We start from the raw sequence: 21680 nt of genomic DNA, 5'->3' as shown, positions 1-21680 counted from the left end.
AAAATACGGATCGTCTGTTTTTAAGATCACTCTTTGATAGGCTTCTTTTGCTTTTTCATACGCCGCTTGATTTCCGGGAATCGTTCGCATAACGGCTCTTTTGCGAAGGCCTCCCGGGAAAACCATAGAATCCCGAAAAGAGGGCATGTCGATTACCGGTTTTAATTTCAGATCGTCGTTGCTCGCGCTCGCCATCCAAATTTTGTGGAGACAAACTGCATAAGATTTTTCTAAATGAGTGTTGCCCGGAAATTTAGAGAGCGCTTTCTCTAAGTTCGTTTTGGCCTGATCCAGATTCTTTCCAAACTGAATGTCGTCGAATGTTTTCTCGAGAGTCGCGAGCATCGAATAAAGTTCTTGTTTGTCTCCGCCGAAACGGGAAAGGCGATCGTTAGGGGAAGGGTGACTTGTAAAATAAAGGGAAGTCATCGATTCCGGACTTACCTTGTCCAACTTTTTACTTACAATGTATTCCTTATATTGGTTGTCGATGTCGCTCATCAACTCCAAGGTGCGAATCATATATTCTCCGCCATAACCAGCCTTATTTAGAAGTTGAAATCCGGTCTGATCCGCGTCGACTTCCTGTTCTTGGGAGAATTTTAGATTGTCCAGGACGGCTTCTCCCGTCGGATTCTCTTTGAGTTGATAGAATTTTTTTACCGAGTTAAACGTGTGTTTATTATAATAATGTGATAATTCATGAGAAAGAACTCCGGCGATATATCTTTCTCTATAAAAGTTCATTTTGTCTTTTGCGTCCGATTCCGAATTCGTAATGACCTGATCGAGGATGTCGAGAGTCCCGGAATTGATGCAAAACTGACCGCCCGCCATGGCAAAGGCGTTGAAAGAATTGTCCTGAATTACATTATACACGATTGGAAACGAAGGGTTTCCGGAAGAATCCGCAAGTTTACGAAACGCCGCGTCGATCGGCTTCTTCCAGTTATTATGATCTTTTAAAACCTTTCTGGATTTTAGAATCGCGCTGTATTGATATCCACTCTGGCGAACGATTTGCGCGTAGAGTTCGGAATCAAAGTTGATCGTGTTGCTTTTTTGAGCTCCGAGAGAGAAACAAGCAAAGACGGATAAGAGAAAAAGAATTTTTTTAAGAGTTCTAAACATATTCTCGCAACCTTTGAAAATATTTAAGAAAGGACGGATCTCAAAGATCGTTAAAAAATACGGAATGTCAAGCCTGAATTGGATAACAATTTACAAGTGATTCTCTCCATTGGGCTAGCTAACGCTTGTATGGTTATATATCCTTTTTAAAAAGGAACTCGGACTCTAAAAGGAATTTTCCCAACGTTTCAGAGGAAAAAAAATTAATCCGAACAGAAATTGATGCGAGTCTTCCTAAATTCCTAAGAGTTTGCAAAACGCTTCTTCTGTTTTCCAACCCTTTTTAAGGATTGAATTCTTTCCTTAAATCGTTTCCCCGCGATCGATAGAATTTTGCTTTCTATCAAAAAATGCACATATCCCATTTGTTGAAGAACCGGAATCTTTTGAGCAAAAATCTCGTATCTGAATCTTTCCGTTTCAAATCGTCAAAGCAAGAAATTGTGTCTCTGGAATATTTTTCCTTTTATTACAAATTCTCGAAACTTGAAAAGTGGGTTTTCGTTAAGAGAGATAAATTCTTCCTTGTCGGACTATTCACAGACGAGGTTCACACCGCTATCGTCGTGATCTATCTCGAGAGGAATGGTGCCTATGAGATTCGGATTACAAGCCGCAAGTTTATTTAGAATCGAATGTTCGTTCAAATCTTCCCGGAGAAGTTCTTGTTTTTGATTTCCGTATTGAAGCGAAGCCGCCGAGAAAGGGACGTTCCTGATTCTTATCCAAATCGAATCGAGCGTCCGAATGTCTGACTTTCACTCTTCTTCGGGAAGAAGCGGGGAAATAAAATAGGCGATGAATTCGAGTTTTCCGGTAGTTCCCGATTTTTGATAAATCGAAAACGTCTGGTTCTCGATCGTTTTTAAACTTTTTCCGCGAATTGCAGCGATCTGATGATTGGACATTCCTCTCAAAAGCAACACAGCGATTTCTTTTTCCTTATCGGAAAGATCCCATTCTTCCAATTGTTTTTGCAAGGATTCCCAAAAGGACTGATTTGTATGAATGAGAAGTTGGTTTTTAGTTTTGAGACCTTCGATAGCGACTTTCGCGGATTCTATCTCCGATTGAGTGTGCCTGATTTCTTGAAAGAGAAAAAAAACTCCGATGATGGAAAGAATGCCGACCGCAATTTCCATTGTCGTGAAAAACGCCTGGGATCTTTCTATCCAGTTGATATCAAAGGCGAAAACTAATATTTCTTCGAGAATCCAGAGTAGAATTAGAAAAACATAAATTGAAAAAAAGTAAAACCGCTTTTCTTGAGGAAACCAGAGTCTCATTTTTACCTTCTAAAAAATCACTTCGAACGTTTTCGTTTCGGATCTTCGATTCGATTTGTTTCAACAGAATTTAAGATCATTCAAAAATTTCAGAACGAATTCGGGACGCATTGGAAAGTAAGAATTCCTTTGATTTACGAGTCAAGCCGGATAAGGGGCTTTATCTTTTCTTAGGTAAAAACCACTAAAGTGCGAATGTTTCATAGGTAATTGCCGCAGTTGCTGTCCCTACCTATTGCTTGAAATCGAAAAACGATTATTCTTTGAATACATTCGAGGAAAAAAGTTATGGAAGGGTTTCGGTTCGCGATTCTATATATCGAAAAAAAAATATTTTCCGGGAAACGATATGCGTTCATAGGCATCGCGTTGGTTTTCATTTGGCTTGCGGGTTGTATCGTCCCTCAAGATAGAAACGGGGCTTATATTTTGAGTCCGACGGATTACGTTTATAAAGGAGATCTCCAAGGTTTGGAAAATTCCATTCGAAGCGGACAGGGCATCAATCAAAGAGATCCTTTTTTCAGAAATTTTACGCCTCTGATGGTCGCCGCTCGTGAGGGTGAATATCTGATCGCCGAATATTTGATTCGAAACGGCGCGGATGTAAACGCAAGGACAAGGGACGGTCATACCGCTTTGATGATGGCGTCTACGAACCGTTATCCGGAGATCGTGAAACTTTTGATTCGTTCGGGGGCCGACGTCCACGCAACGAGCGTTCAAGGGCACAACGCTTGGACGGAATCTACATTAGAAGATTCTAAAAGAGTTCAGGAAATTCTTTTGCAGGCGGGGGCCGGTAGGAGACAATGAAACAAATTCGGCTCCTCGGACCTTTAATCCTTTTTCTTTTTTTTGAAAATTGCAGCGTAGATACGTCGCATTGCGAAAACGGATGCGATCAACAGCTTTCAACTTGTTTGCTCGTCGCCTTAAACGGGCAGACTCCGTCTCAGTCCGTCGCGGTTTCTCTAATCTGTTACGAGCTTTGCAGTGCTTGTAAAAATAATTGTTCTTCCCGGTCTTCCTCGGGAACTTCGACCAGATCTCCAAGTACGAGGACCGGGGGAGGCAGTAGTGGAAGAAGTAGTGGCGGCGGTGGGCATGGTGGTGGAAGCAGCGGTGGAGGCGGTCATAGCGGCGGCGGAAGCGGGGGAGGTCACGGCGGCGGCGGACACGGCGGAGGTGGAATCATATTCTAAATGTGGAATGTGATTTGTTCTCCATTCTTAAATTATTTTTTTGTTAGATATAGAATCATAGCTGGAATCGGATAATCCAACTATGATTCGTATCCTTTTATTATCTACGATTATCTAACTTCGTACTCGATTTGAAGCGCGACAAAAGAAGAAGTTAATTTTCCGTAAAGAGTTTCTATCTGCCTAAGCGCCTCGTCCAGAGAGGCAAGCGAAGATTGATTTTCTAAAATGGAAATTTTTCGGTCGATCGAGATTTCATCGGAGTTTTTTTCAGGAATCAACAAAAGACCGCCTTTTGTCTCAACGGGTCGCGTCGTGTTTGAAAAGGAAAAGACGTTAGTCTTGTATGTGCGGGCGTAAGAATCTGCGACCAAAGCGAGCGTTACTTCGTCGATTCCGGAAGAAACTTTTATTCCTACGTTTTCACGGGACCAGAAAGAAAGAAAATTCTTCGCCGCAGTCCAATAGTGTTCCTTCTCCAATTTGAAATTCGAAGTTTGGTGAGAAGTTCCCCAATCGTTTACTCCGAATTCTTTCGCGATCTGCCGAGCTTTTTCTTTTCCTCCGATCGATTCGACTAACGCGATGGAAATCGGAATCGAAGCGGTTACTCCCGTCGTAGTAACGACTTTTTTATCCACGACGTAATGACGATTTCGAATCCATTTCGTATCGGAGAATTTTTTTTCCAAATTGTTAAGCGAATACCAATGTCCGGTCGCACGTTTTCCTTTGAGAATCCCTGCGTTTGCAAGAAGCCAGGCGCCGTCGCAAATTCCAACGATCGTTGCTCCTTTCGAGGCTTGTGATTGAATCCATCGAATCAGAATATTATTTTCAGAATGATGTACTGCGGGCACGATAACAAAATCGGCGCCTTCCGGAAAAGATCGATCGAAGTCGGAAAGTGTCGTTTTGATTTCAATCTGCAAGGCCGGAAACATCCGCATCGAACCCGGACTGGTTCCAAGCGCGAATACCTCGGCGATCTTCGCTCTCGATAAAACTCCGTAAGGCACAACGAAGTCCGAAAGTTCCGTATATTCGTTTTCGCCTATGACTGCGATGACGGGACGTTTTCGATCGAGTCTGGGTTGGAATTTTTCGATTCTTTCCTCTATGAGCGATTCTGAATTTGATCCGGAGCTCCTTTCCGAAGGATTTAAGCAGCCGATAAAAAAGCCGCCCTTTACGATCATTAAAGCCGCAATCGACAATAGAATTTTTTTCGAATTCGATCTCTTGAACGTTGGAATGTTTGTATCGTTTTGTTTCATAGTTATGATTTTGTCATAACATTTCAAGCGGGTCGTCCGTCCGGATACGGATGGACCAAAATTCTTAAAGTCGGAAAAAAATATCGACAGAGAGCGAGGAATCGCTTCACTCATTCTATGCTTATCCTCGTGGCTTTCGGCTCCGGGCTTGCGTTTTTGCTCGCTCTCGCAAGTTTTATAAATAATAAAAAAGAATTTAATTCTAAGAATCCGAAACGATCGGACCGATCCGAAAAAAAAGACGAACACTCCGATTCGCTGCTTCGTTTATTAAATCAGAATTCTGCTACGCTTCTTTTTATTTCCGTTGGCGCGGTTCAAATACATCTGTATTTGGAACTCTCTGAACAATTGAAGGAAGTTTTTTGGTTCGCGGAATGGAACGTGCCGATCCTTTTTTTAATCGGACCTCTTACCTATGTTTACTTCGAGGAGTTGAGCGGCGCAAGTCAGAAGAAGATTCGTCTCTTTCATTTTTTGCCTGCGCTTTTATCTCTGATTGTTATGCTTCCGTTTTATATTCGAGGCGAGGAAGCCAAAAGATTTTTTTTGGAAAATAAAAATCCGGAAGATCCTTTTCACCGGATCGTGGTTTTACTTTTAATCTTGGGAACAGTATCCAATTTTATATATCCTGCTGTTTTGTTCTCAAAGGTTTGGAAATGGAGGAATCAAACCGTCAAAGCGCTTCACGAAGCATTCTCGCCGTTCCTGATTCTTTTTGCCTCCACTCTTGCGATCCTTTTTTTCTTTGTAATCGCTCAGATATTTTATATGCCGTTGTTTTTGATTGCTGCGGATGCATTGACGATCCTGATATCCGCGATTTTTCTTATGAGCGCGACGCATACGTCCGCGGTTTCGGATTTTCAAAAAGAATCAAGGGAAGCGCGTTACAAAGAGAGCAGAGTTACCGGTTTGGACGTGGAAATCATTTTGCTTCGTCTGGATGATATGATGAGAATCAAAAGAATTTTTTTGGACGAAACTCTCACTTTGGTGAAACTTGCAAAACTTTTGGAAATTCATACGCATCAGCTTTCCGAAATTCTAAATACACGATTAGGTCTAACGTTTCGAGAATACGTTACTCGGTTTCGTTTGGAGGAAGCCGCAAGATTGTTAAGAGAAGAATCGGATCGTTCCGTGTTGTCGATCGCGTATTCTTCCGGATTTAATTCCAAATCAGCGTTTCACAAACTGTTTCAGGAAAAATTCGGATGTTCACCTTCTTCCTATCGTTCGAAATAGATCGGATTCCGATAATCGAAGGGTTTGATTTTATCTTTGATTCGGTCCAATGATAAAATCCGCTTTTCAAGTTTTAAGAACTCGACGAGCGCTGGTTCTTGTTAAAACAAAAAGAAATTCCGTTGTTTTTAACCCAAACGTTCTATAGCTAAGTTTGTGTTTTTAAAACGAAATCCGATAAAAGAAATCGAATGCCCTTTATTCAGAAGTAAGGACCGGATTGAAGTTATAATCGGTCTCTCGAAGGAAATTTCTTTTTTACATCGAAAGAGATATTTTACTATTGCCTTCGCTTATTTATTGTAGAATGAATAGGCTTCGTTTATCGGATTTTACCGTTTGGAATAAGAATATGAAAATTTCTGCATGGGTCAACGGAATCTACAAGGACAGAGATTATCTCACAAGGAACAGAGCGTTTCATTTTTTTATCTTTAACGTTTCTTTTATTCTATTAAGCATATCATCCTATTTTTTTCTCTGGTTTGCGAAAGGGCAATTTTTGCGGCTCGGTTTTTTGATGATGACGGCAGCATCGATGTTATCATTGCTCTTTCTGTTGCGAAAAAAGTTCGAACTCGCCGTTCGTATCATTTTGATTGCCAGTGTTTGTTCCATAACTTTCGGATGGTTTTTTCCTCCTCCTGAAATAAATCTCGATTCCGTTGGCAAAAGTCAGGTGTTGAACATATTTATTATGATTTTCTTATATTTTTCCGATATCAAAAAGACGATTTTTGTTTCTTTGTACTGTCTGCTCTTGATTCTGATCGACGAATTTTATCTCAAGAAGGGACAGGATATCGTTCATAGCGCGGACAGGATCGGGTTGTTTCTGATGTTCGCGGTTATTTCCATTTTGGCGGTAAAGACGCTTCACGGTTCGGTTCAGGAAAAAAACGAACTCATTCAGGAGATTCATCATCGAGTCCGAAATAATTTGCAGGTAATTTCCGGATTGTTGGAAATTCACAGCGGCTCGGACAAAGGAAACCTGCAAATCATACTTTCCGATTTTCAGGATAGAATATTAGCGATTTCTGAAGTTCATAATTATCTTTATAAGTCCGACAATTATTTCGAGATAGATTTTGCCGAAGTGATCGAAAAGATCACGATAAACCTATTGAGCAAACTCGGAAAACAAACGATTCAGATCGAGAACGGAACTTCCCAAATTTTTATTAGAATCGAAACCGCAATTCCATGCGCGATCATTTTCAGCGAACTTCTTTCCAATTCGTTAAAGCACGCTTTTCCTTCCGAAAAAGGATCGATTGAAATTTCGTTCAAAAAAGAAGCCGGCACTTACTTTTTAGAGGTTGCAGACAACGGCTCCGGTATTCGAGATTCGAAAGTATGGCTAAAACCGAACACGGCCGGGTTTACGCTAATCCAAATTCTTACAAAACAAATTCGGGGAAAGTTTAGAATTCTGACGGAATCGGGTTCCAAAAGTATTCTCGAGTTTAATTCTTAAAAATATAAAATTAGTAAAACTGAATATTCTAATGATATAGGAATTCGATTTGATTTTCTAAATCGAAAGACCTCAAAACCTAATCCCAAATCTTGCAAAACGACAAAGTTTTGTCCTATAAATTTTAGTCTGTGTGAGTTCCCACAAATTACGTCTCATAGGATTTTCCCTAAAATTTCGAATGCTTTCTAATAGTTCAAAGAGCGTATGAGTTCCCACAGTCTCGGATTTTCGAGCGGGTTCTTATTTGAATTAAAGGCTATGATCGATTACGATCATAGCGTTGATCAAAAATAAATGAAAGATAGAAAAGAAAAAGAATTTTCTCGCGGCCTGTCTTTCCGGATTTTTCATCAGCTGAAAGGAAAGGATTCCCATCCAAATACAAACAAGAATCGAGGAAATCAAATAGAGAAGTCCCATCGAAGGTTCAAAAAAATAAAAACCGATACAAGACGCAGAATAAAGAATCGTATAAAAGAAAATGGAACGCGCGGTCTGATCGATTCCTTTTACTACGGGCAGCATCGGAAAGTCGGCGTCCGAATAATCTTCCTTTAAAAAAATTGCGAGCGCCCAGAAATGCGCCGGAGTCCACAGAAAGATCATCGAAAAAAGAATCCACGCCTGGATCGGAAGCGAATTGCCGACCGCGGCGTAACCGATCAAAGGTCCTACACAACCCGCGACTCCGCCGATTACGATATTCTGCGGAGTTCTAGGTTTGAGAAGAATCGTGTATAAAAACACGTAGGAAACCAGCGCTGCAAACGCGCATAGAGCCGTGAGAAGATTTACATAAGCGGTAAGAAGATAGAAGGAAACACCCATCATGGCAAAGCCGACTAACGTTGCTTGCAGCGTTCCAATTCTTCCCGCCGGGATCGGACGGTTGGAAGTCCGTTTCATCTTTGCGTCCCTGTCCTTCTCGATGATTTGATTGAAAATAAACGAAGCCGAGGACATGAGAAAGGTACCGAATAAAGTAACAGCGATTAAGAATCCCGAAGGAGATTGGTTTCCTGCAAGATACAAGCCGGGAATGATCGTTGCCAAAACGAGAGTTGTAACCCTCGGTTTGATCATTTGATTCCAATCGGATAGGAAAGTAGAGCTTGCCATGATTTTAATATCCTGAAATTATCTTTCAGGCCTCCGTTCCGTCTCCTGGGTTAAAACGATCGCTCTGGAGATCAGTGAAAGATATGAAAAAGTGAGAAGTAGAACCGCGAAACCTGTGTGAAGCGCGGTGATCAGCTTCGGAAGTCCGTAAAATACATTCAAAATTCCTAAAATGATTTGCGCCACGAGCAAATACATCGATATCTGCAGAAATCGTTTGCTTGTAGTGGGAAAGTTTTTCCAAATTGCGAACCCGAGAGAGATTGCGAGAAGAAGTGCGACGGAATAAGCTCCGAATCTGTGAAACACTTGGATTTTGACGATTTCCAACGGATGGTCGGGAATCCATTGTCCCCAGCAAGTCGGAAAATCCGGACAAGCTAAACCGGCGTAATGGGAACTAACGCGTCCTCCGAGGATGATCTGAACGACGATTCCGGCCAAAAGAAGAAAAAGAAGAATATTATCTTTTCTGAATAAAGAATTCGTATTGATAAAGGATTGTTTTTGATTTTGCGATTTGCTTCTTGAGTCGACGGAAACCGTCAGTATAACTAAAAAGAACGCGATCGCATTGAGAAGATGCAGGTTCACTGAAGTCGGATCCAATTTCAAAGTCACCGTCAATCTTCCTAAGTTGATCTGCGAGATGAGAAGAAGAACCGCGAGGCCCAAATAAATTCCGAATTCTTTTCTTAAAATTTTATCGGCAAAAGTCCAGATCGTAAGGCCAAGAAGAATCAAGCCCAAAAATCCGGAGTAATAACGGTGAGAAACTTCCATAAAAATCTGAAAGTCGAAAGTCGGAAAAATTTTTCCAAAACAAAAAGGCCAATCCGGACAAGCAAGGCCCGATCCAGTCGCTCTTACTAAAGGTCCATAGAGCAAATTTAAAAAAATAAGAATGCTCAAGAACAAAGAGATTTTATAAAATAGGCGAAATTTAGAAGAAAGGTCCAAGTTAGAGTTCATTCTTTCCTTAAGACCTCGAAAGAGGTTCTGAATTTACCATACTCGAAAAATGGTTCTTAAGGGCAATGTGAAAGTAAAATTTAAATATTACTTCCAAAAAAACAGATTCATCCGATCTTGTCCTAGAATCTTCCGATTTTCTTCTTTTAAGAGAATGAGAATCAAATACAGGAGCCCCTTTCCCATGTCACAAAAAGAAGGATATAATAAACCAGGATTCTGGACTTTCGTAATCGTTCTCGTAGGAAATTTAGTATTCTTTACTTACATTTCTTTTTTTCACCCGGGAGTGAAAGAACACTCTCTCAATCTTCCTGGAACTTCACAGGCTAAATAATCTCTGGGAAAAATTCCCAAGGAGCTTTACCTTGGTTTTGAAAACTTCCTCGATAATGGGGATTTTACTTTTCCTTTCAACGGCTTCTCTTTATTCTTACGATCCTTCCGCTCGGTTCGATAAAAACGAAAAACCGAAAGAGCTGGAAGGAGTCGGAGTTACGGAGAAGCTGGGAAACCAACTTGATCTTTCCTTAACGTTTCGCGACGAAACCGGCAAACCTGTCTTACTGAGTTCCTTTTTCAAAAAAGACAAACCCGTTCTTCTTTCCCTTGTTTACTACAAATGTCCGACGCTTTGTAATTTTCATCTCAATGGAATCACGGACACTCTCAAAAAACTTTCCTGGCAAGTAGGAAACGAATTCGAATACGTTGCTGTATCTTTTGATCCGAAAGAAAATCCCGAGTTAGCGGGGGCGAAGAAGAATTCTTACTTAAAAGAATATGCGCGAGGCAACGGAAGCGGTTGGCATTTTCTCACAGGAAATCAAAAAGAGATTACGGCTCTTGCGGATTCCGTCGGGTTTTCTTATAAATGGAATCCGGATAATGAACAATGGATTCATTCTTCCGTCGCTTATGTCATCACACCTTCCGGAAAAATTTCTCGTTATCTTCACGGAGTCACTTTTGATGAAAGAACTTTGAGACTTTCTCTTTTGGAAGCCTCCGACGGTAAAATAGGGGATTTCACGGATCAATTCGCCCTTTTTTGCTTTCAATTTGACCCAGGAAAAAATACATATACTTTGTACGCTTATAATATTATGAAGTTGGGTGGTTTCTTCACTCTTCTCATTCTGGCGGCGTTCTTGATCCCATTCTGGATCAGGCATAACAGAAATTCCGAACTCATTAGGAAGGAGTAACTTCAAAAAAATGACCTGGTTGAACCTCATTACGGCAACAAGTTTCATGCCGGTTCAGGCTTCCGAAGTAGCAAAGAATGTAGATAATCTCTATCTCTTTCTACTCGTGTCCAGTCTGATCTCCTTTGTCATTCTCATCGGGGGAATGACATGGTTTATTTTTAAATACAGGAGAAAGACCGACACTGATAAGACTGCCTATATTACGCATAATACATTGGCAGAATTTCTTTGGTCCTTCATCCCCTTAGTAATCATGATCGTGATTTTCTGGTGGGGTTGGGTGATCTTTGCGGACCTAAGAAAAGTACACGATAAAGGTGATATCGAAATTCACGTTACTGCAAGACAGTGGCAGTGGACTTTCAAATATCCGAACGGAGTTACAGTCGTTTCTCCGAATGCCACTGAAAAATTAAACACTCTCTTTCAACCGAACGGAATCTACGTTCCCGTTGGAAAAACGATTCGTCTTGTTATGACTTCCCAGGATGTTCTCCATTCTTTTTATGTTCCTGCCTTCCGGAACAAAATGGATGCGATTCCAGGACGTTATACGACCTTTACGTTTACTCCTACCGAAAAGGGTGACTTCGTAGTTTATTGTACCGAGTTCTGCGGAACTTCCCACTCGAACATGCTTTCTGCGATTCGTGTCGTGGATTCCGAAACCTACGATAAGTGGTATGCCGCTGCCGGTAATGTGGACCTTTCTAAGGTTCCTCCTGCCGAACTCGGAAAAAAACTCTACGCTGAAAAGGCTTGTGCCGGATGTCACTCGATCGACGGTTCACGTCTGGTCGGTCCTTCTTACAAAGGTCTTTTTGGAAGCGCGAGAGAATTCGAAGCCGGTCCAGGAGTAAATGCGGATGAGAATTACCTTCGTAAATCGATTCTTCAACCGACAGCTCAAGTTGTAAAAGGCTATCCGCCTGCGATGCCTTCTTACCAAGGACAGCTTTCCGACGACGAAATCAACGCTCTGATCGAGTATATTAAAACCCTTAAATAGGAGAGGAATATGTCTACAGCAACTGCAAGTCATACTGACAACTACCTCAACCACGAAAAGGGAATCTGGTCCTGGCTCACGACAATCGATCACAAGCGGATCGGGATCATGTATTTCTTTGCGATTATGTCATTCTTCCTTTTGGGAGGAATTTTCGCTCTTCTGGTTCGTATCGAACTTTTTACTCCGGGACAAACTCTCGGTTTCGTAACTCCGGATATCTACAATAGAATGATGACCTATCACGGCGCCATTATGGTATTCATGGTCATCGTTCCGGGGATTCCTGCAATTTTTGGAAACTTCATTCTTCCGATCCAAGTGGGCGCGAAGGACGTTGCGTTTCCAAGGTTGAACCTCGCGAGCTGGTATATCTTTATGTTCGGTGCGGCGACCGCTGCTTTTTCCCTTTTTACACAAAAAGTGGATACCGGTTGGACGTTCTACACGCCTTATTCCATCTCAAATTCCGTTTCCAACGGTGTGATTATGCTGGTAATGGGCGCGTTCATTATGGGATTTTCTTCCATTTTGACCGGTTTGAACTTTATCGTTACAACTCATAAGCTGAGAGCACCGGGAATGACGATGAACCGAATCCCTCTGATGGTTTGGGCGCTTTATGCGACTTCCATCATCCAGGTTTTGGCGACCCCGGTTCTTGCGATCACCCTTCTTCTGCTCGTTGCGGAAAGAACTCTGGGCGTGGGGATTTTTGATCCGACTCTTGGAGGAGATCCGGTTCTCTTTCAGCATTTCTTCTGGTTCTATTCTCACCCGGCGGTTTATATCATGATTCTTCCGGCCATGGGAGTGATTTCCGAACTGGTTGCCACTTTCTCCAGAAAGATCATCTTTGGATACACTGCGATTGCGTATTCTTCTCTTGCGATTGCCGCGGTTTCTTTCTTGGTTTGGGGACACCACATGTTCGTATCCGGTCAGTCCGAGTTTGCGGGGGTTTTATTCTCCTTCATCACGATGCTCGTGGGAGTTCCTACGGCGATCAAGCTCTTCAACTGGATTTCGACGATGTACAAAGGATCCGTTCGTTTGGACGCTCCTATGTTGTTTGCGATCGGATTTATGTTTCTCTTTACGATCGGCGGTTTGACAGGGGTTTTCCTTGCTTCCACCGGTATGGACGTTCACTTCCATGACACCTATTTCGTAGTAGCTCACTTCCATTACGTAATGGTGGGTGGAACTCTCATGGCGGTGATGGGCGGATTACTTTATTGGTTTCCAAAAGTTACCGGTAAAATGACTTCCGATCTTTTAGGAAGAATTTCCTGGATCTTCATTTTTACAGGATTTAACGTAACCTTCTTTCCACAGTTCATCCTTGGATCCATGGGAATGCCGAGAAGATACTACGACTACTTACCTGAATTCACCAGCTTGAACCAAATTTCCACAGTCGGATCTTGGTTGATCGCGGCAGGATTCTTGGTAGGACTTGCAGCCGTGATTCACGGTTTAATCGCAGGAGAAAAAGCGGGGGACAATCCTTGGGGTGGAAAAACTCTCGAGTGGACCATTTCTTCTCCTCCTACTCACGAAAACTTTGAAAAAACTCCAGTCATCTCAGGAGGACCTTATGAGTACCGCTAAGCACGCGGAATTCCACCATGCTCATCACTTTGATAGTGCTGAGCATCAGTATGAAGCTTCTAAACAAGGAATTTGGTTATTCCTTGTTACGGAAATTCTAATGTTTGGCGCCCTCTTTGTGGGTTATACCATTTATCATTCTTTGTATCCTGAAGTTTTTCACGCAGGAAGTCATCACTTGTCCGTTCCGATGGGCGCGTTCAACACCGTGGTTCTTTTGTTTAGTTCGTTTACGATGGCTCTTGGGATTCACTACGTTCAAGTGGACAAGAAGAAAGAAGCGGTGATCGCGTTGATCATTACGGTTCTCTGTGCTCTGACGTTTATGGTTGTAAAGTATTTTGAATATACTTCGAAGATTCACCACGGACTTCTTCCGGGGAAATTTTTCACCAACACCGAGACGCCCGATATCAAGAATCTAGCGATGTTTTTCGGTTTCTACTTTGTAATGACCGGGATTCACGGATCACACGTTTTGATCGGAGCGGGACTCATCATTTGGGTTATGATCAAGGTAATCAAAGGAGAATTAAATTCTTCTTATTACACTCCTCTGGAAGGCGTCGGGCTTTTTTGGCACGTAGTCGACTTAATCTGGATCTATCTCTTTCCGCTTCTTTATTTGGTGGGTTAAAGTCCGATCTTAGAATCTGAAATAGGGAGAAATCCCGGAATCGAAAAACCCCGGTTTTGCCGGGGTTTTTTATTTTAGAGAAGTGGAAATCGGCAATTCACAGTTTCGTTTTTGTAATTCGTTTTCGTATAGACAAATCTTTGAAACTAACGATTAGCATCTCGAGCTTTCTATTTGAAACGACGGCTTTTCGATCTTTCTTTCTCTTTGAAGCAAAATAAATCCTTCGAAATTGTTGACTGAGTGCGACTAACGCGGCCGAAAATACAGCGGATCGTTTTTTCGCGGCGGCTCCGATCTTCGTCGACACAAGTTAAAATCGACATCGGATCCGTAACCGTTTTTTAAAGGAGTAGTTTAGATGAAAAAAATCTGGATTTTAGGAACGATTCTCGCTTTGTTTTTCGTAGGATGTAAACCTTGTTCGAATTTGGAAGCGCGTATTTGTTCCGATTTAGGGGAAAAGTGCGAAAAGTGGAAGAGTTTAGGAAAACCCGGACTGCCGAACGACAGCCACGATGAAAATCGTCGCAAGAAATTGTTTACCGTTTTGGCGGAAAGCGCCGGACTGATCGAAAAGAACGCACAAATGTGTCAAGGATTGACTGCGAACTACGACAAACTTATCGAATCGTTGAAAGGTTCGGTAAAGTAAATCGGTAGATCAAATCCGCACATTTCTTTTTAACGAAGGAATAAGCGGATTTGATCGTAAGTAAATACGATATTTAGTATATTCTAATTTTATTATGAAAATTCGTTGGAAGATCGATACTAGTTATTTCCCGAAAACGTTTCCCGATTGGGTTCTTTTTTGCTTCCGTTATCCGATTTCCTTTCTTTTTATTGCGGTCGTTGTTTTCGTAAGCGCCTACGTTTATATCGATCGATCCTTTGTTTTATCTTCCATTCCATTTCCCTGGAACGAACCGATTTCTTTTTTGCAATTTATTTCCGATCGTTTGGGCTCTCTGCTCTTCTCCTGTTTTTTGATCGGCGCCGGTTGCGGCTTTCTTTGGTTCTTCTGGCTTTTGGCCCTTAGCGCTCCAAGCGTCGTTCTTCGTTCCGAGCAGGAAATTCAATCTTTACGACCGGAAGATTCAAACTTAATAGGTGAGGAAGGGGCTCGTTTGTCCGATGAAAAGAAATGTTCGTTTCGAATTCGTTGGATAAATGATACGGTACTGCCGCTTCCGGGTTCTCCTCGCTGGGTCGTTTTTGTCAGTCGTTACCCCGTTTTCTATTTATTGCCTAATTTCTTTTTGTTTCCTTACGCATATTATTGGCATCGCGGGATCACGGATTGGGAATCCGGAAAAACGGAAACCCTTTACCTGGGTCCTCTTGAACTTTTGTATGATGCGTTCGGAATTTGGGGAGTTCCCGGTTTTTATCTCTTATTAGGAGTGCTTTTTCTCTGGCTTTTCTGGTATTACGCGATCCGCAAACCGAAGTGATATCGAATCTTCTCGGCGATTTTCATTTTTTTTCGACGGAATTTGGGCATTTAATCCGATTTTAAAGATAGAATCCAGGATTCCAATGCAAAATATCGACTATTCCAGAAGACTCAAACAATCCTCGATCCGAACGCCGGTTCGGGAACCGGCTGATTTCGACAGAACGATTCAGATGGTTCAACACAGTAAAAAGTCCGGCTCCCCGATTCAGATATTTTCCTCAACTCGTTCCGTTTTCATCTTATTGTTGGGTTCGATTTCACTTTTCACGGCCGGACTTGTGGTCGGACTCAAGCTGGATCAAAAAGAGGAAACCTTTGCGCAGAACGAGCTGCAGACTTTTAGAAATGTTTCTTCTCAGGAAAAAAAGAACGAGTCCGGCGGAATCAAATCGCTGTTTTCTTCTTCCGAACCGGATACGACGGATTCTCTCAAAAATCCGGAAATTCTGTCTCAGAGCAAAAAGGAAGAATCTGCGTCCTCGAACGATTCTAAAATTCTCTATCCGCCAAAAACCGGAGAAACGAACTATTTGATCTTCATAGGAACCTCAGATTCCTTAAAAGCGGTGGAACTTGGGAAGCGGCTTTTGATGGCTCGTAACGAATTCAAAGGAAGAATTTTCCGTTCTTCCAAGGGCGAACTTTACTTGGGATATTTCTATTCCGAGGAAGAAGCGAAAGAGGCTTTGGAAAAAATACAACCTCTCAATGACCCAGCGTTTCACTCCGCAAAAGTTCGTTCACTCAAACTTTAGTCGCCTTTTGGGATAATTTTGTTGACTTTCGCCAATTTTGTGCTATTTTCTTAGGCAGAGTTTTAACGGAAGTTATCATACTTACTTGGCTGCCAAAAAGAAAAATTCCGAAATCGAACACAAGGTAGGCGACTACGTAGTCTATCCCATCCATGGAGTTGGAGAGATATTGGAAATCTCCAAGAAGAACATCCTTGGAAAAAAGAAGGATTGCTACGTTCTCGAAATCCAGGGTAGTAAGATGAAGGTTATGATACCTGTTGACAAAGCAGAACAGGTTCGAATCCGCCCTATCATCGATAAAAAAGAGATCAAGAAAGTCATCGCGCTCCTGAAAAAGGACGAAGTCGATACAGAAGAAGACTGGAAGATCCGCTACCAAAATAACCTCAACAAGATCAAATCCGGATCGATTTATGAGGTCGGAGAAGTCTGCAGAAACCTATTTCGTAGAGCAAATGGAAAAGAACTCTCCATCATGGAGAGAAAACTTTACGAAAGCGCCTATAATCTTGTGAAAATGGAAGTTGCTTTAAGCAAAGGTGTTACCCAGGAAGAAGCCGGAAATTTAGTTTCCGACGTGCTAGCGAGCACGCTTTCTCCCGGTGAAAAAAAGTCAGACGAAGAAGAATAAATTCCGCCAAAACTCAAATACAATTAAGGATTTGAGTTATGATTCATCTCTATAAAGTACTCACTTCTCTATTCCTCTCCGGAATTACATTTGCAGTTACTCACAAGCAATCCGCTGACATTTACTTATCCGGTCCTATCGCCGGAGTTGTTCTGGTAATTTCTTTAATTCTTCTTTATGGAGAATCCAACCTTTTTCCTAAACTCAAGGCTGACGTACTTTTTTGCGCAGGATTGGGAGCTTTGCTCGGACTTGCAATTGCATGGTTTGTAGGTGAGGTGGTTCACTTTGAAGAATTGAACGTCGCACTTTACTTTCTATTCGCGCTTTTCGGAATTCTTGCCGGCGTCGCTTTTGCGAAAGAGCCGGGTCTTGGAATTTTCGGAGGCGGCGGCGGGGCCGGCGCAGGATTCGGAGTTGGGATCGAAAAAGAAGAAGTTCGAGACAAAATTCTCGATACGTCAGTCGTAATCGACGGGAGAATTTTAGATATTGCTGATACGCATTTCTTGGATGGTCCCTTGATTCTTCCTAACTTCGTTTTGAGAGAAATCCAATTGATCAGCGATTCTTCGGATCCGATCAAAAGGGCAAGAGGAAGAAGAGGTCTCGAGATGTTGAACAAACTTCAACGTAAAGGATCGATCGAAGTAAAAATCACCTATAAGGACTATTCCGATACTCGAGAAGTGGATGCAAAGCTGATCAAATTGGCTCGTGATACCGGCGGGAAGATCGTCACGAACGATTTCAACTTGAACAAAGTCGCCGAGCTTCAAGGCGTGAAAGTTCTCAACTTGAATACTCTCGCGAATGCCCTCAAACCGGTCGTTTTACCGGGTGAAGAACTTGGAATTCAAGTGATCAAAGAGGGAAAGGATGAGAATCAAGGAATCGGTTATCTCGAAGACGGAACCATGGTCGTCATCGAAAACGGCGGTCATCTGGTGGGGAAAGAGGTCAAAGTGACAGTAACTTCCATTATCCAAACCGCGGCAGGAAAGATGATTTTCACAAAAGCCAACCCGAATGGGGCTGGAGAGAAAGGAAATCGCCAACCGCATTCCTCTTGAATCGGTTGACTTTCCACTTTATAGTAAAATAATTGAAATAGAATTCCCAAGGAGCAATCAAATGCAGGCCCAGACTCAGGTAAAAGGCTTGAAGGAACTCGGACTCGAACCTTCTGAAATTTTCCATAACCTTTCCTATGACGAAATTTATGAGCATGAGAAAAAGAACGGAGAAACCGTAGTTTCCAGCAACGGAACCATGATGGTAGACACCGGAATTTTTACCGGTAGATCCCCAAAAGACAAGTATTTCGTGGATGAACCTTCCTCTAACGGAAACATCTGGTGGAGTCATATCAACTTTAAGGTTTCCGAATCCATTTTCGACGAACTTTATAAAAAATGCGTCAATTATCTGAGCCATAAAAAACTCTACGTTTTCGACGGTTTTGCCGGAGCAAACCCCGAAACAAGAATGAGCTTGCGCGTCGTTTCCGAAAAAGCGTGGCAGCATCACTTTTGCACGAACATGTTTCTTCGTCCTTCTAAGGAAGAATTGGTCGGCTTGGATCCTGAATTTACTATTATCAACGCTTGCGGCGTTAAGAATGAAGATTTCAAAAAACATGGAATGAATTCCGAAGTTTTCGTGATCTTCCATCTTGCCAAAAAACTCTGCATCATCGGCGGGACCGAATACGGCGGAGAAATGAAGAAAGGAATTTTTTCCGTAATGAATTACAAACTTCCATTACAGGGCATTCTTAGTATGCATTGTTCTGCGAACGTAGGCAAGGATGGGGATACGGCTCTGTTTTTCGGCCTTTCCGGAACCGGTAAGACTACCCTTTCTACGGATCCGAATCGCAAGTTGATCGGGGACGACGAACACGGTTGGGATAACAACGGAATCTTCAACATCGAAGGCGGTTGTTATGCGAAAGTGATCAATTTGGATCCAAAAACCGAGCCGGACATTTACGAAGCGATTCGTAAAGACGCTCTTCTGGAGAACGTAGTTTACGATCCTTCAACGAAAGTCGTAGATTATTCTTCCGCAGCTAAAACTGAAAACACTCGCGTTTCTTATCCGATTTTTCACATCAACAATATCCAAACTCCTTCCAAAGGCGATCATCCTAAGACAATCATCTTCTTAACGTATGATGCTTTCGGAGTTCTTCCTCCCGTTTCTAAGTTGAGCATCGAACAAGCGATGTATCACTTCCTTTCCGGATATACCGCAAAAGTAGCCGGAACTGAAAGAGGAATCAAAGAACCTACTGCGACTTTCTCGGCTTGCTTCGGCGCTGCGTTTATGACTCTTCATCCGACTTCTTATGCGAAGTTATTGGGTGAAAAAATGAAAAAACACAATGTAAGAGCGTATCTGATGAACACCGGTTTAGTGGGTGGTTCTTACGGTGTTGGAAAACGTATGAATCTTCCTTCTACTCGTAAGATCATCGATGAAATTCTCAATGGAAATATCGAGAAGTCCGAGTTCGTGACTCATCCGGTTTTCCAAGTTCAATATCCGAAAACCATCAGCGGTGTGGACAGTGCGATCTTGGATCCGAGAGAGGCTTGGACGGATAAAGGCGCTTACGACGAAACTGCTAAGAAATTGGGTGAAATGTTCATAAAGAACTTCAAACAATATGCTGAAGGTTCTAAAGATTTCGATTTTACCGCTTTCGGACCAAAAATCTAAATTAGAATTTCTGAATAGAGGAGATCGTCCGGTCTCCTCTATGAATTCTTCTTCCCCATCTTTTTTCTTCAAGAGCTGAGCCGATTTAAAAAATCGATCCTGCGTTTTAATCCCTCGGTGGTTGGTCGAAAAGAACAAATGAAGCCGAAGAAATTCTTTTTTCGATTTTCAAAGAACGAATCTTTTAATCCTCTTCAGTTCTGTAGGAGAAACGACGCCATCCCTAAAATTTTTTCGGCCCCACCCTTGTTGGGTGGAGGAGGTGGGCTCGCGGGGAGAAATCGGAAAATTCTCTTTATCACAAAAAGCATTTTTCCTCAACAAATAATCCATTCGAAAGTTTGTCGGAATTCCGACGAAAACCAAAACGACTTTCAATCGACCTCAATTCTGCGCAAGAAGTCATTCAACCCTTTCCAATATTTTCTACTTATGTCTCTTATACTAAGAAACGAGTTCTTCTCTAAAACAAGTACGAGATTGCCTTTGTATTTTTGGCTCAAGGGCGATATTTGTATCGAAATCAATCTGAAAACTCGAAGTGAATCCTTGCCGGAAAACCCACTTGACAGGTTATTGTGCGCTGCATAAAATTGGTCTATTCTCAGTGAAGAAAACAGAGGAAAAAATTATGGAAAAAGAAATAAAGGAAGCGCTTAACTTTGCGATTGGAGCGGCAAAATCTCTCCGCGAGCAAGCTGACAGCATTCTCCTAAAAGTTGAAAAAGAATTCAAAGAACTTGCATCGAAAGGAGCTCAAGACCAATCCGAGGTTGCTAACAATCTCAGAAAATACATCGAAGATGCTCTTCACTCCGTTGAAGGCGTTGCAGGTCAAGTCAACTCTAAGGTAGAGGAAGTCAAATCCAAAGTTGGACAAGGCGTTTCATCTGCGAAAGCTACTTTGAATGGCGCTTCAAAGTCTAAAGCGGACTCTACTACCCCTAAAAACTAATCGTTTTCCTTCCTGTATTTTTAAGATGCAGGAAGGATTTTAGTTCTTCTTCCGATCTCCGATTCGGTTTCAATAATTCCCCGCTCTTTTCTACAAAATTCTTTAAAACTTTTACTTAAGAAAGAATTGGACCTGATCTTTCGTTGTAAACCGCCGTTTCAAAAAGAAACATAAGGTTTTTAAGATGTTAGAATGGAATTTTTCGAAATAATCGCCTTTTACGCATCTATATGATAAATTTCTTAAGTTCTATTTTCGGACTTCTTTACTTCCATTTCTGCGAGCAATTCCGGATCGGTTTTCAGATTCAGCCTTTGGATCAACCGTTCCATTGGCGGCTCTTTTTCTTCCTCCATCGGAATTTCAAAGGAAGTATTCATCATCGAAACGTTTTGGTCGATTTTTCTTTGAATGAGTTTTTTTAGGAAACCCCTTTTTTTATCGAAGAGTTCCTCTTTAGAAAATCCCAAACCCAAAAAAGTATCTTCGATTAAGTCGATGGTCTTATAATCGGAAGCGATCGCGGAGTAAGTAAAAGAATCCAACTCCATTTCTTCGAGAAGGGTTTCCCAAAGTTTAGCGGTTTTACGTTCCATGTTTCTACATTCGTAACCCTGACAGATGGAGGTTCCGTAAAAGGAATAATTTTGACTGAGAGGGTCTCCGCTAAAAATCGGATGAATCATACAACCGATCCTCTTATCGAAAGCGCCGAGAAACGGACAATTATAAGTGTGTTCGTCCTTGCGTTTTATGTTTTCTTCTTTTTTTTCCCTTGTTTTGCGGTATTCGGCCATCGTCCACGATTTTTGAAAATCAACCGAAGTCTTAAATTCGTTCGTTCTTTCCGAAATAAGATTTCTTATTTCATCCGGACTTAGATCCAAATTGAATATCCCGCAGCAAGAGCCGCAGGAAAAACTACCTCTGTCGGGTTGGCAAAGACTCAAGG

At 41.9% G+C, this 21680-nt stretch carries 22 protein-coding genes and 1 pseudogene; 16 read left to right on the top strand and 7 right to left on the bottom strand.

The features are described 5' to 3' along the window. The 3 genes and pseudogenes from CH376_RS14750 to CH376_RS14735 all read right to left on the bottom strand — a co-directional run. Positions 1–1131 (bottom strand): M48 family metallopeptidase (locus CH376_RS14750; protein WP_165783628.1); only part of this gene is annotated, 1131 nt, incomplete at its 3' end. Positions 1132–1373: 242 nt separating this feature from the next. Further along, a pseudogene (locus CH376_RS24880) lies at positions 1374–1778 on the bottom strand (DUF4269 domain-containing protein). A 111-nt stretch (positions 1779–1889) separates the two neighbouring features. Beyond that, on the bottom strand, positions 1890–2417 hold the full coding sequence (locus tag CH376_RS14735; protein WP_100784702.1) for a helix-turn-helix transcriptional regulator: 528 nt from the start codon (positions 2415–2417) through the stop codon (positions 1890–1892). Positions 2418–2705: 288 nt separating this feature from the next. Between CH376_RS14735 and CH376_RS14730 the strand changes: the two genes are divergently transcribed. Together CH376_RS14730 and CH376_RS14725 are read left to right on the top strand one after the other, a co-directional pair. Then, positions 2706–3233 carry an ankyrin repeat domain-containing protein gene (locus CH376_RS14730; protein WP_100784703.1) on the top strand — a complete coding sequence of 176 codons (528 nt, stop codon included), beginning with the start codon at positions 2706–2708 and terminating at the stop codon, positions 3231–3233. Continuing rightward, the gene (locus tag CH376_RS14725) at positions 3230–3622 is read left to right on the top strand and encodes a hypothetical protein (protein ID WP_165781703.1); all 393 of its coding nucleotides are present in this window, start codon (positions 3230–3232) and stop codon (positions 3620–3622) included. Before CH376_RS14730 ends, CH376_RS14725 begins: the two co-directional genes overlap by 4 nt. 110 nt (positions 3623–3732) lie before the next feature. Here CH376_RS14725 and CH376_RS14720 read toward each other — a convergent pair whose 3' ends face one another. After that, on the bottom strand, positions 3733–4899 hold the full coding sequence (locus CH376_RS14720) for a DJ-1/PfpI family protein (RefSeq protein ID WP_165781704.1): 1167 nt from the start codon (positions 4897–4899) through the stop codon (positions 3733–3735). Here CH376_RS14720 and CH376_RS14715 point away from each other — a divergent pair. Both CH376_RS14715 and CH376_RS14710 read left to right on the top strand, forming a co-directional pair. Continuing rightward, a complete protein-coding gene (locus CH376_RS14715; RefSeq protein WP_165781705.1) occupies positions 4891–6150 on the top strand; it encodes an AraC family transcriptional regulator in 1260 nt (419 codons plus the stop codon). The two genes, CH376_RS14720 and CH376_RS14715, sit on opposite strands and share 9 nt — an antisense overlap. A gap of 352 nt (positions 6151–6502) precedes the next feature. Beyond that, positions 6503–7630 (top strand): sensor histidine kinase, encoded by a 1128-nt coding sequence (locus CH376_RS14710; RefSeq protein WP_100784780.1) that lies wholly within the window; start codon positions 6503–6505, stop codon positions 7628–7630. A gap of 252 nt (positions 7631–7882) precedes the next feature. Here CH376_RS14710 and cyoE read toward each other — a convergent pair whose 3' ends face one another. After that, a complete protein-coding gene (gene cyoE / locus CH376_RS14705; protein ID WP_100784706.1) occupies positions 7883–8752 on the bottom strand; it encodes a heme o synthase in 870 nt (289 codons plus the stop codon). Positions 8753–8770: 18 nt separating this feature from the next. Continuing rightward, positions 8771–9724, bottom strand: coding sequence for a COX15/CtaA family protein (locus CH376_RS14700; protein WP_100784707.1), 954 nt, complete (start codon positions 9722–9724; stop codon positions 8771–8773). Between the two features lie 184 nt (positions 9725–9908). On the opposite strand from CH376_RS14700, the gene CH376_RS24275 reads away from it, so the two are divergent. The 12 genes from CH376_RS24275 (at position 9909) to CH376_RS14630 (ending at position 20728) form a co-directional block, all read left to right on the top strand. Further along, on the top strand, positions 9909–10061 hold the full coding sequence (locus CH376_RS24275; RefSeq protein ID WP_165781706.1) for a hypothetical protein: 153 nt from the start codon (positions 9909–9911) through the stop codon (positions 10059–10061). A gap of 55 nt (positions 10062–10116) precedes the next feature. Beyond that, positions 10117–10932, top strand: coding sequence for an SCO family protein (locus tag CH376_RS14690; RefSeq protein WP_100784781.1), 816 nt, complete (start codon positions 10117–10119; stop codon positions 10930–10932). A 10-nt stretch (positions 10933–10942) separates the two neighbouring features. Next, positions 10943–11944, top strand: coding sequence for a cytochrome c oxidase subunit II (coxB, locus tag CH376_RS14685; RefSeq protein ID WP_207767164.1), 1002 nt, complete (start codon positions 10943–10945; stop codon positions 11942–11944). Between the two features lie 9 nt (positions 11945–11953). Further along, complete coding sequence (gene ctaD / locus CH376_RS14680) at positions 11954–13558, top strand: cytochrome c oxidase subunit I (protein ID WP_100784709.1); 1605 nt, start codon at positions 11954–11956, stop codon at positions 13556–13558. Beyond that, complete coding sequence (locus CH376_RS14675; RefSeq protein WP_100784710.1) at positions 13545–14195, top strand: cytochrome c oxidase subunit 3 family protein; 651 nt, start codon at positions 13545–13547, stop codon at positions 14193–14195. Before ctaD ends, CH376_RS14675 begins: the two co-directional genes overlap by 14 nt. A 361-nt stretch (positions 14196–14556) precedes the next feature. Beyond that, the gene (locus CH376_RS14665) at positions 14557–14850 is read left to right on the top strand and encodes a hypothetical protein (protein ID WP_100784712.1); all 294 of its coding nucleotides are present in this window, start codon (positions 14557–14559) and stop codon (positions 14848–14850) included. A gap of 94 nt (positions 14851–14944) precedes the next feature. After that, entirely contained in the window at positions 14945–15652 is a 708-nt protein-coding gene (locus tag CH376_RS14660) for a hypothetical protein (RefSeq protein ID WP_100784713.1), read from the top strand. A gap of 85 nt (positions 15653–15737) precedes the next feature. Next, a complete protein-coding gene (locus tag CH376_RS14655; protein ID WP_100784714.1) occupies positions 15738–16412 on the top strand; it encodes a hypothetical protein in 675 nt (224 codons plus the stop codon). 85 nt (positions 16413–16497) lie between these two features. Further along, positions 16498–17046 carry a CarD family transcriptional regulator gene (locus CH376_RS14650; RefSeq protein WP_069608824.1) on the top strand — a complete coding sequence of 183 codons (549 nt, stop codon included), beginning with the start codon at positions 16498–16500 and terminating at the stop codon, positions 17044–17046. Positions 17047–17084: 38 nt separating this feature from the next. Further along, positions 17085–18119: a PIN/TRAM domain-containing protein gene (locus tag CH376_RS14645; protein WP_100784715.1), complete on the top strand. Its 1035-nt coding sequence runs from the start codon at positions 17085–17087 to the stop codon at positions 18117–18119. Between the two features lie 61 nt (positions 18120–18180). Continuing rightward, complete coding sequence (pckA, locus tag CH376_RS14640; RefSeq protein WP_100784716.1) at positions 18181–19773, top strand: phosphoenolpyruvate carboxykinase (ATP); 1593 nt, start codon at positions 18181–18183, stop codon at positions 19771–19773. 631 nt (positions 19774–20404) lie between these two features. Continuing rightward, on the top strand, positions 20405–20728 hold the full coding sequence (locus CH376_RS14630) for a phasin-related domain-containing protein (RefSeq protein WP_100784783.1): 324 nt from the start codon (positions 20405–20407) through the stop codon (positions 20726–20728). Positions 20729–20970: 242 nt separating this feature from the next. Here CH376_RS14630 and CH376_RS14625 read toward each other — a convergent pair whose 3' ends face one another. Further along, positions 20971–21678, bottom strand: a complete 708-nt coding sequence (locus CH376_RS14625; protein ID WP_100784718.1) for a hypothetical protein — start codon at positions 21676–21678, stop codon at positions 20971–20973. Positions 21679–21680 lie beyond the last annotated feature (2 nt).

The organism is Leptospira adleri (genome assembly GCF_002811985.1).
Lineage (GTDB): Bacteria > Spirochaetota > Leptospiria > Leptospirales > Leptospiraceae > Leptospira > Leptospira adleri.
Note: the sequence above shows the minus strand (reverse complement) of the source record. Positions and strands in the feature narration are given on the sequence as shown.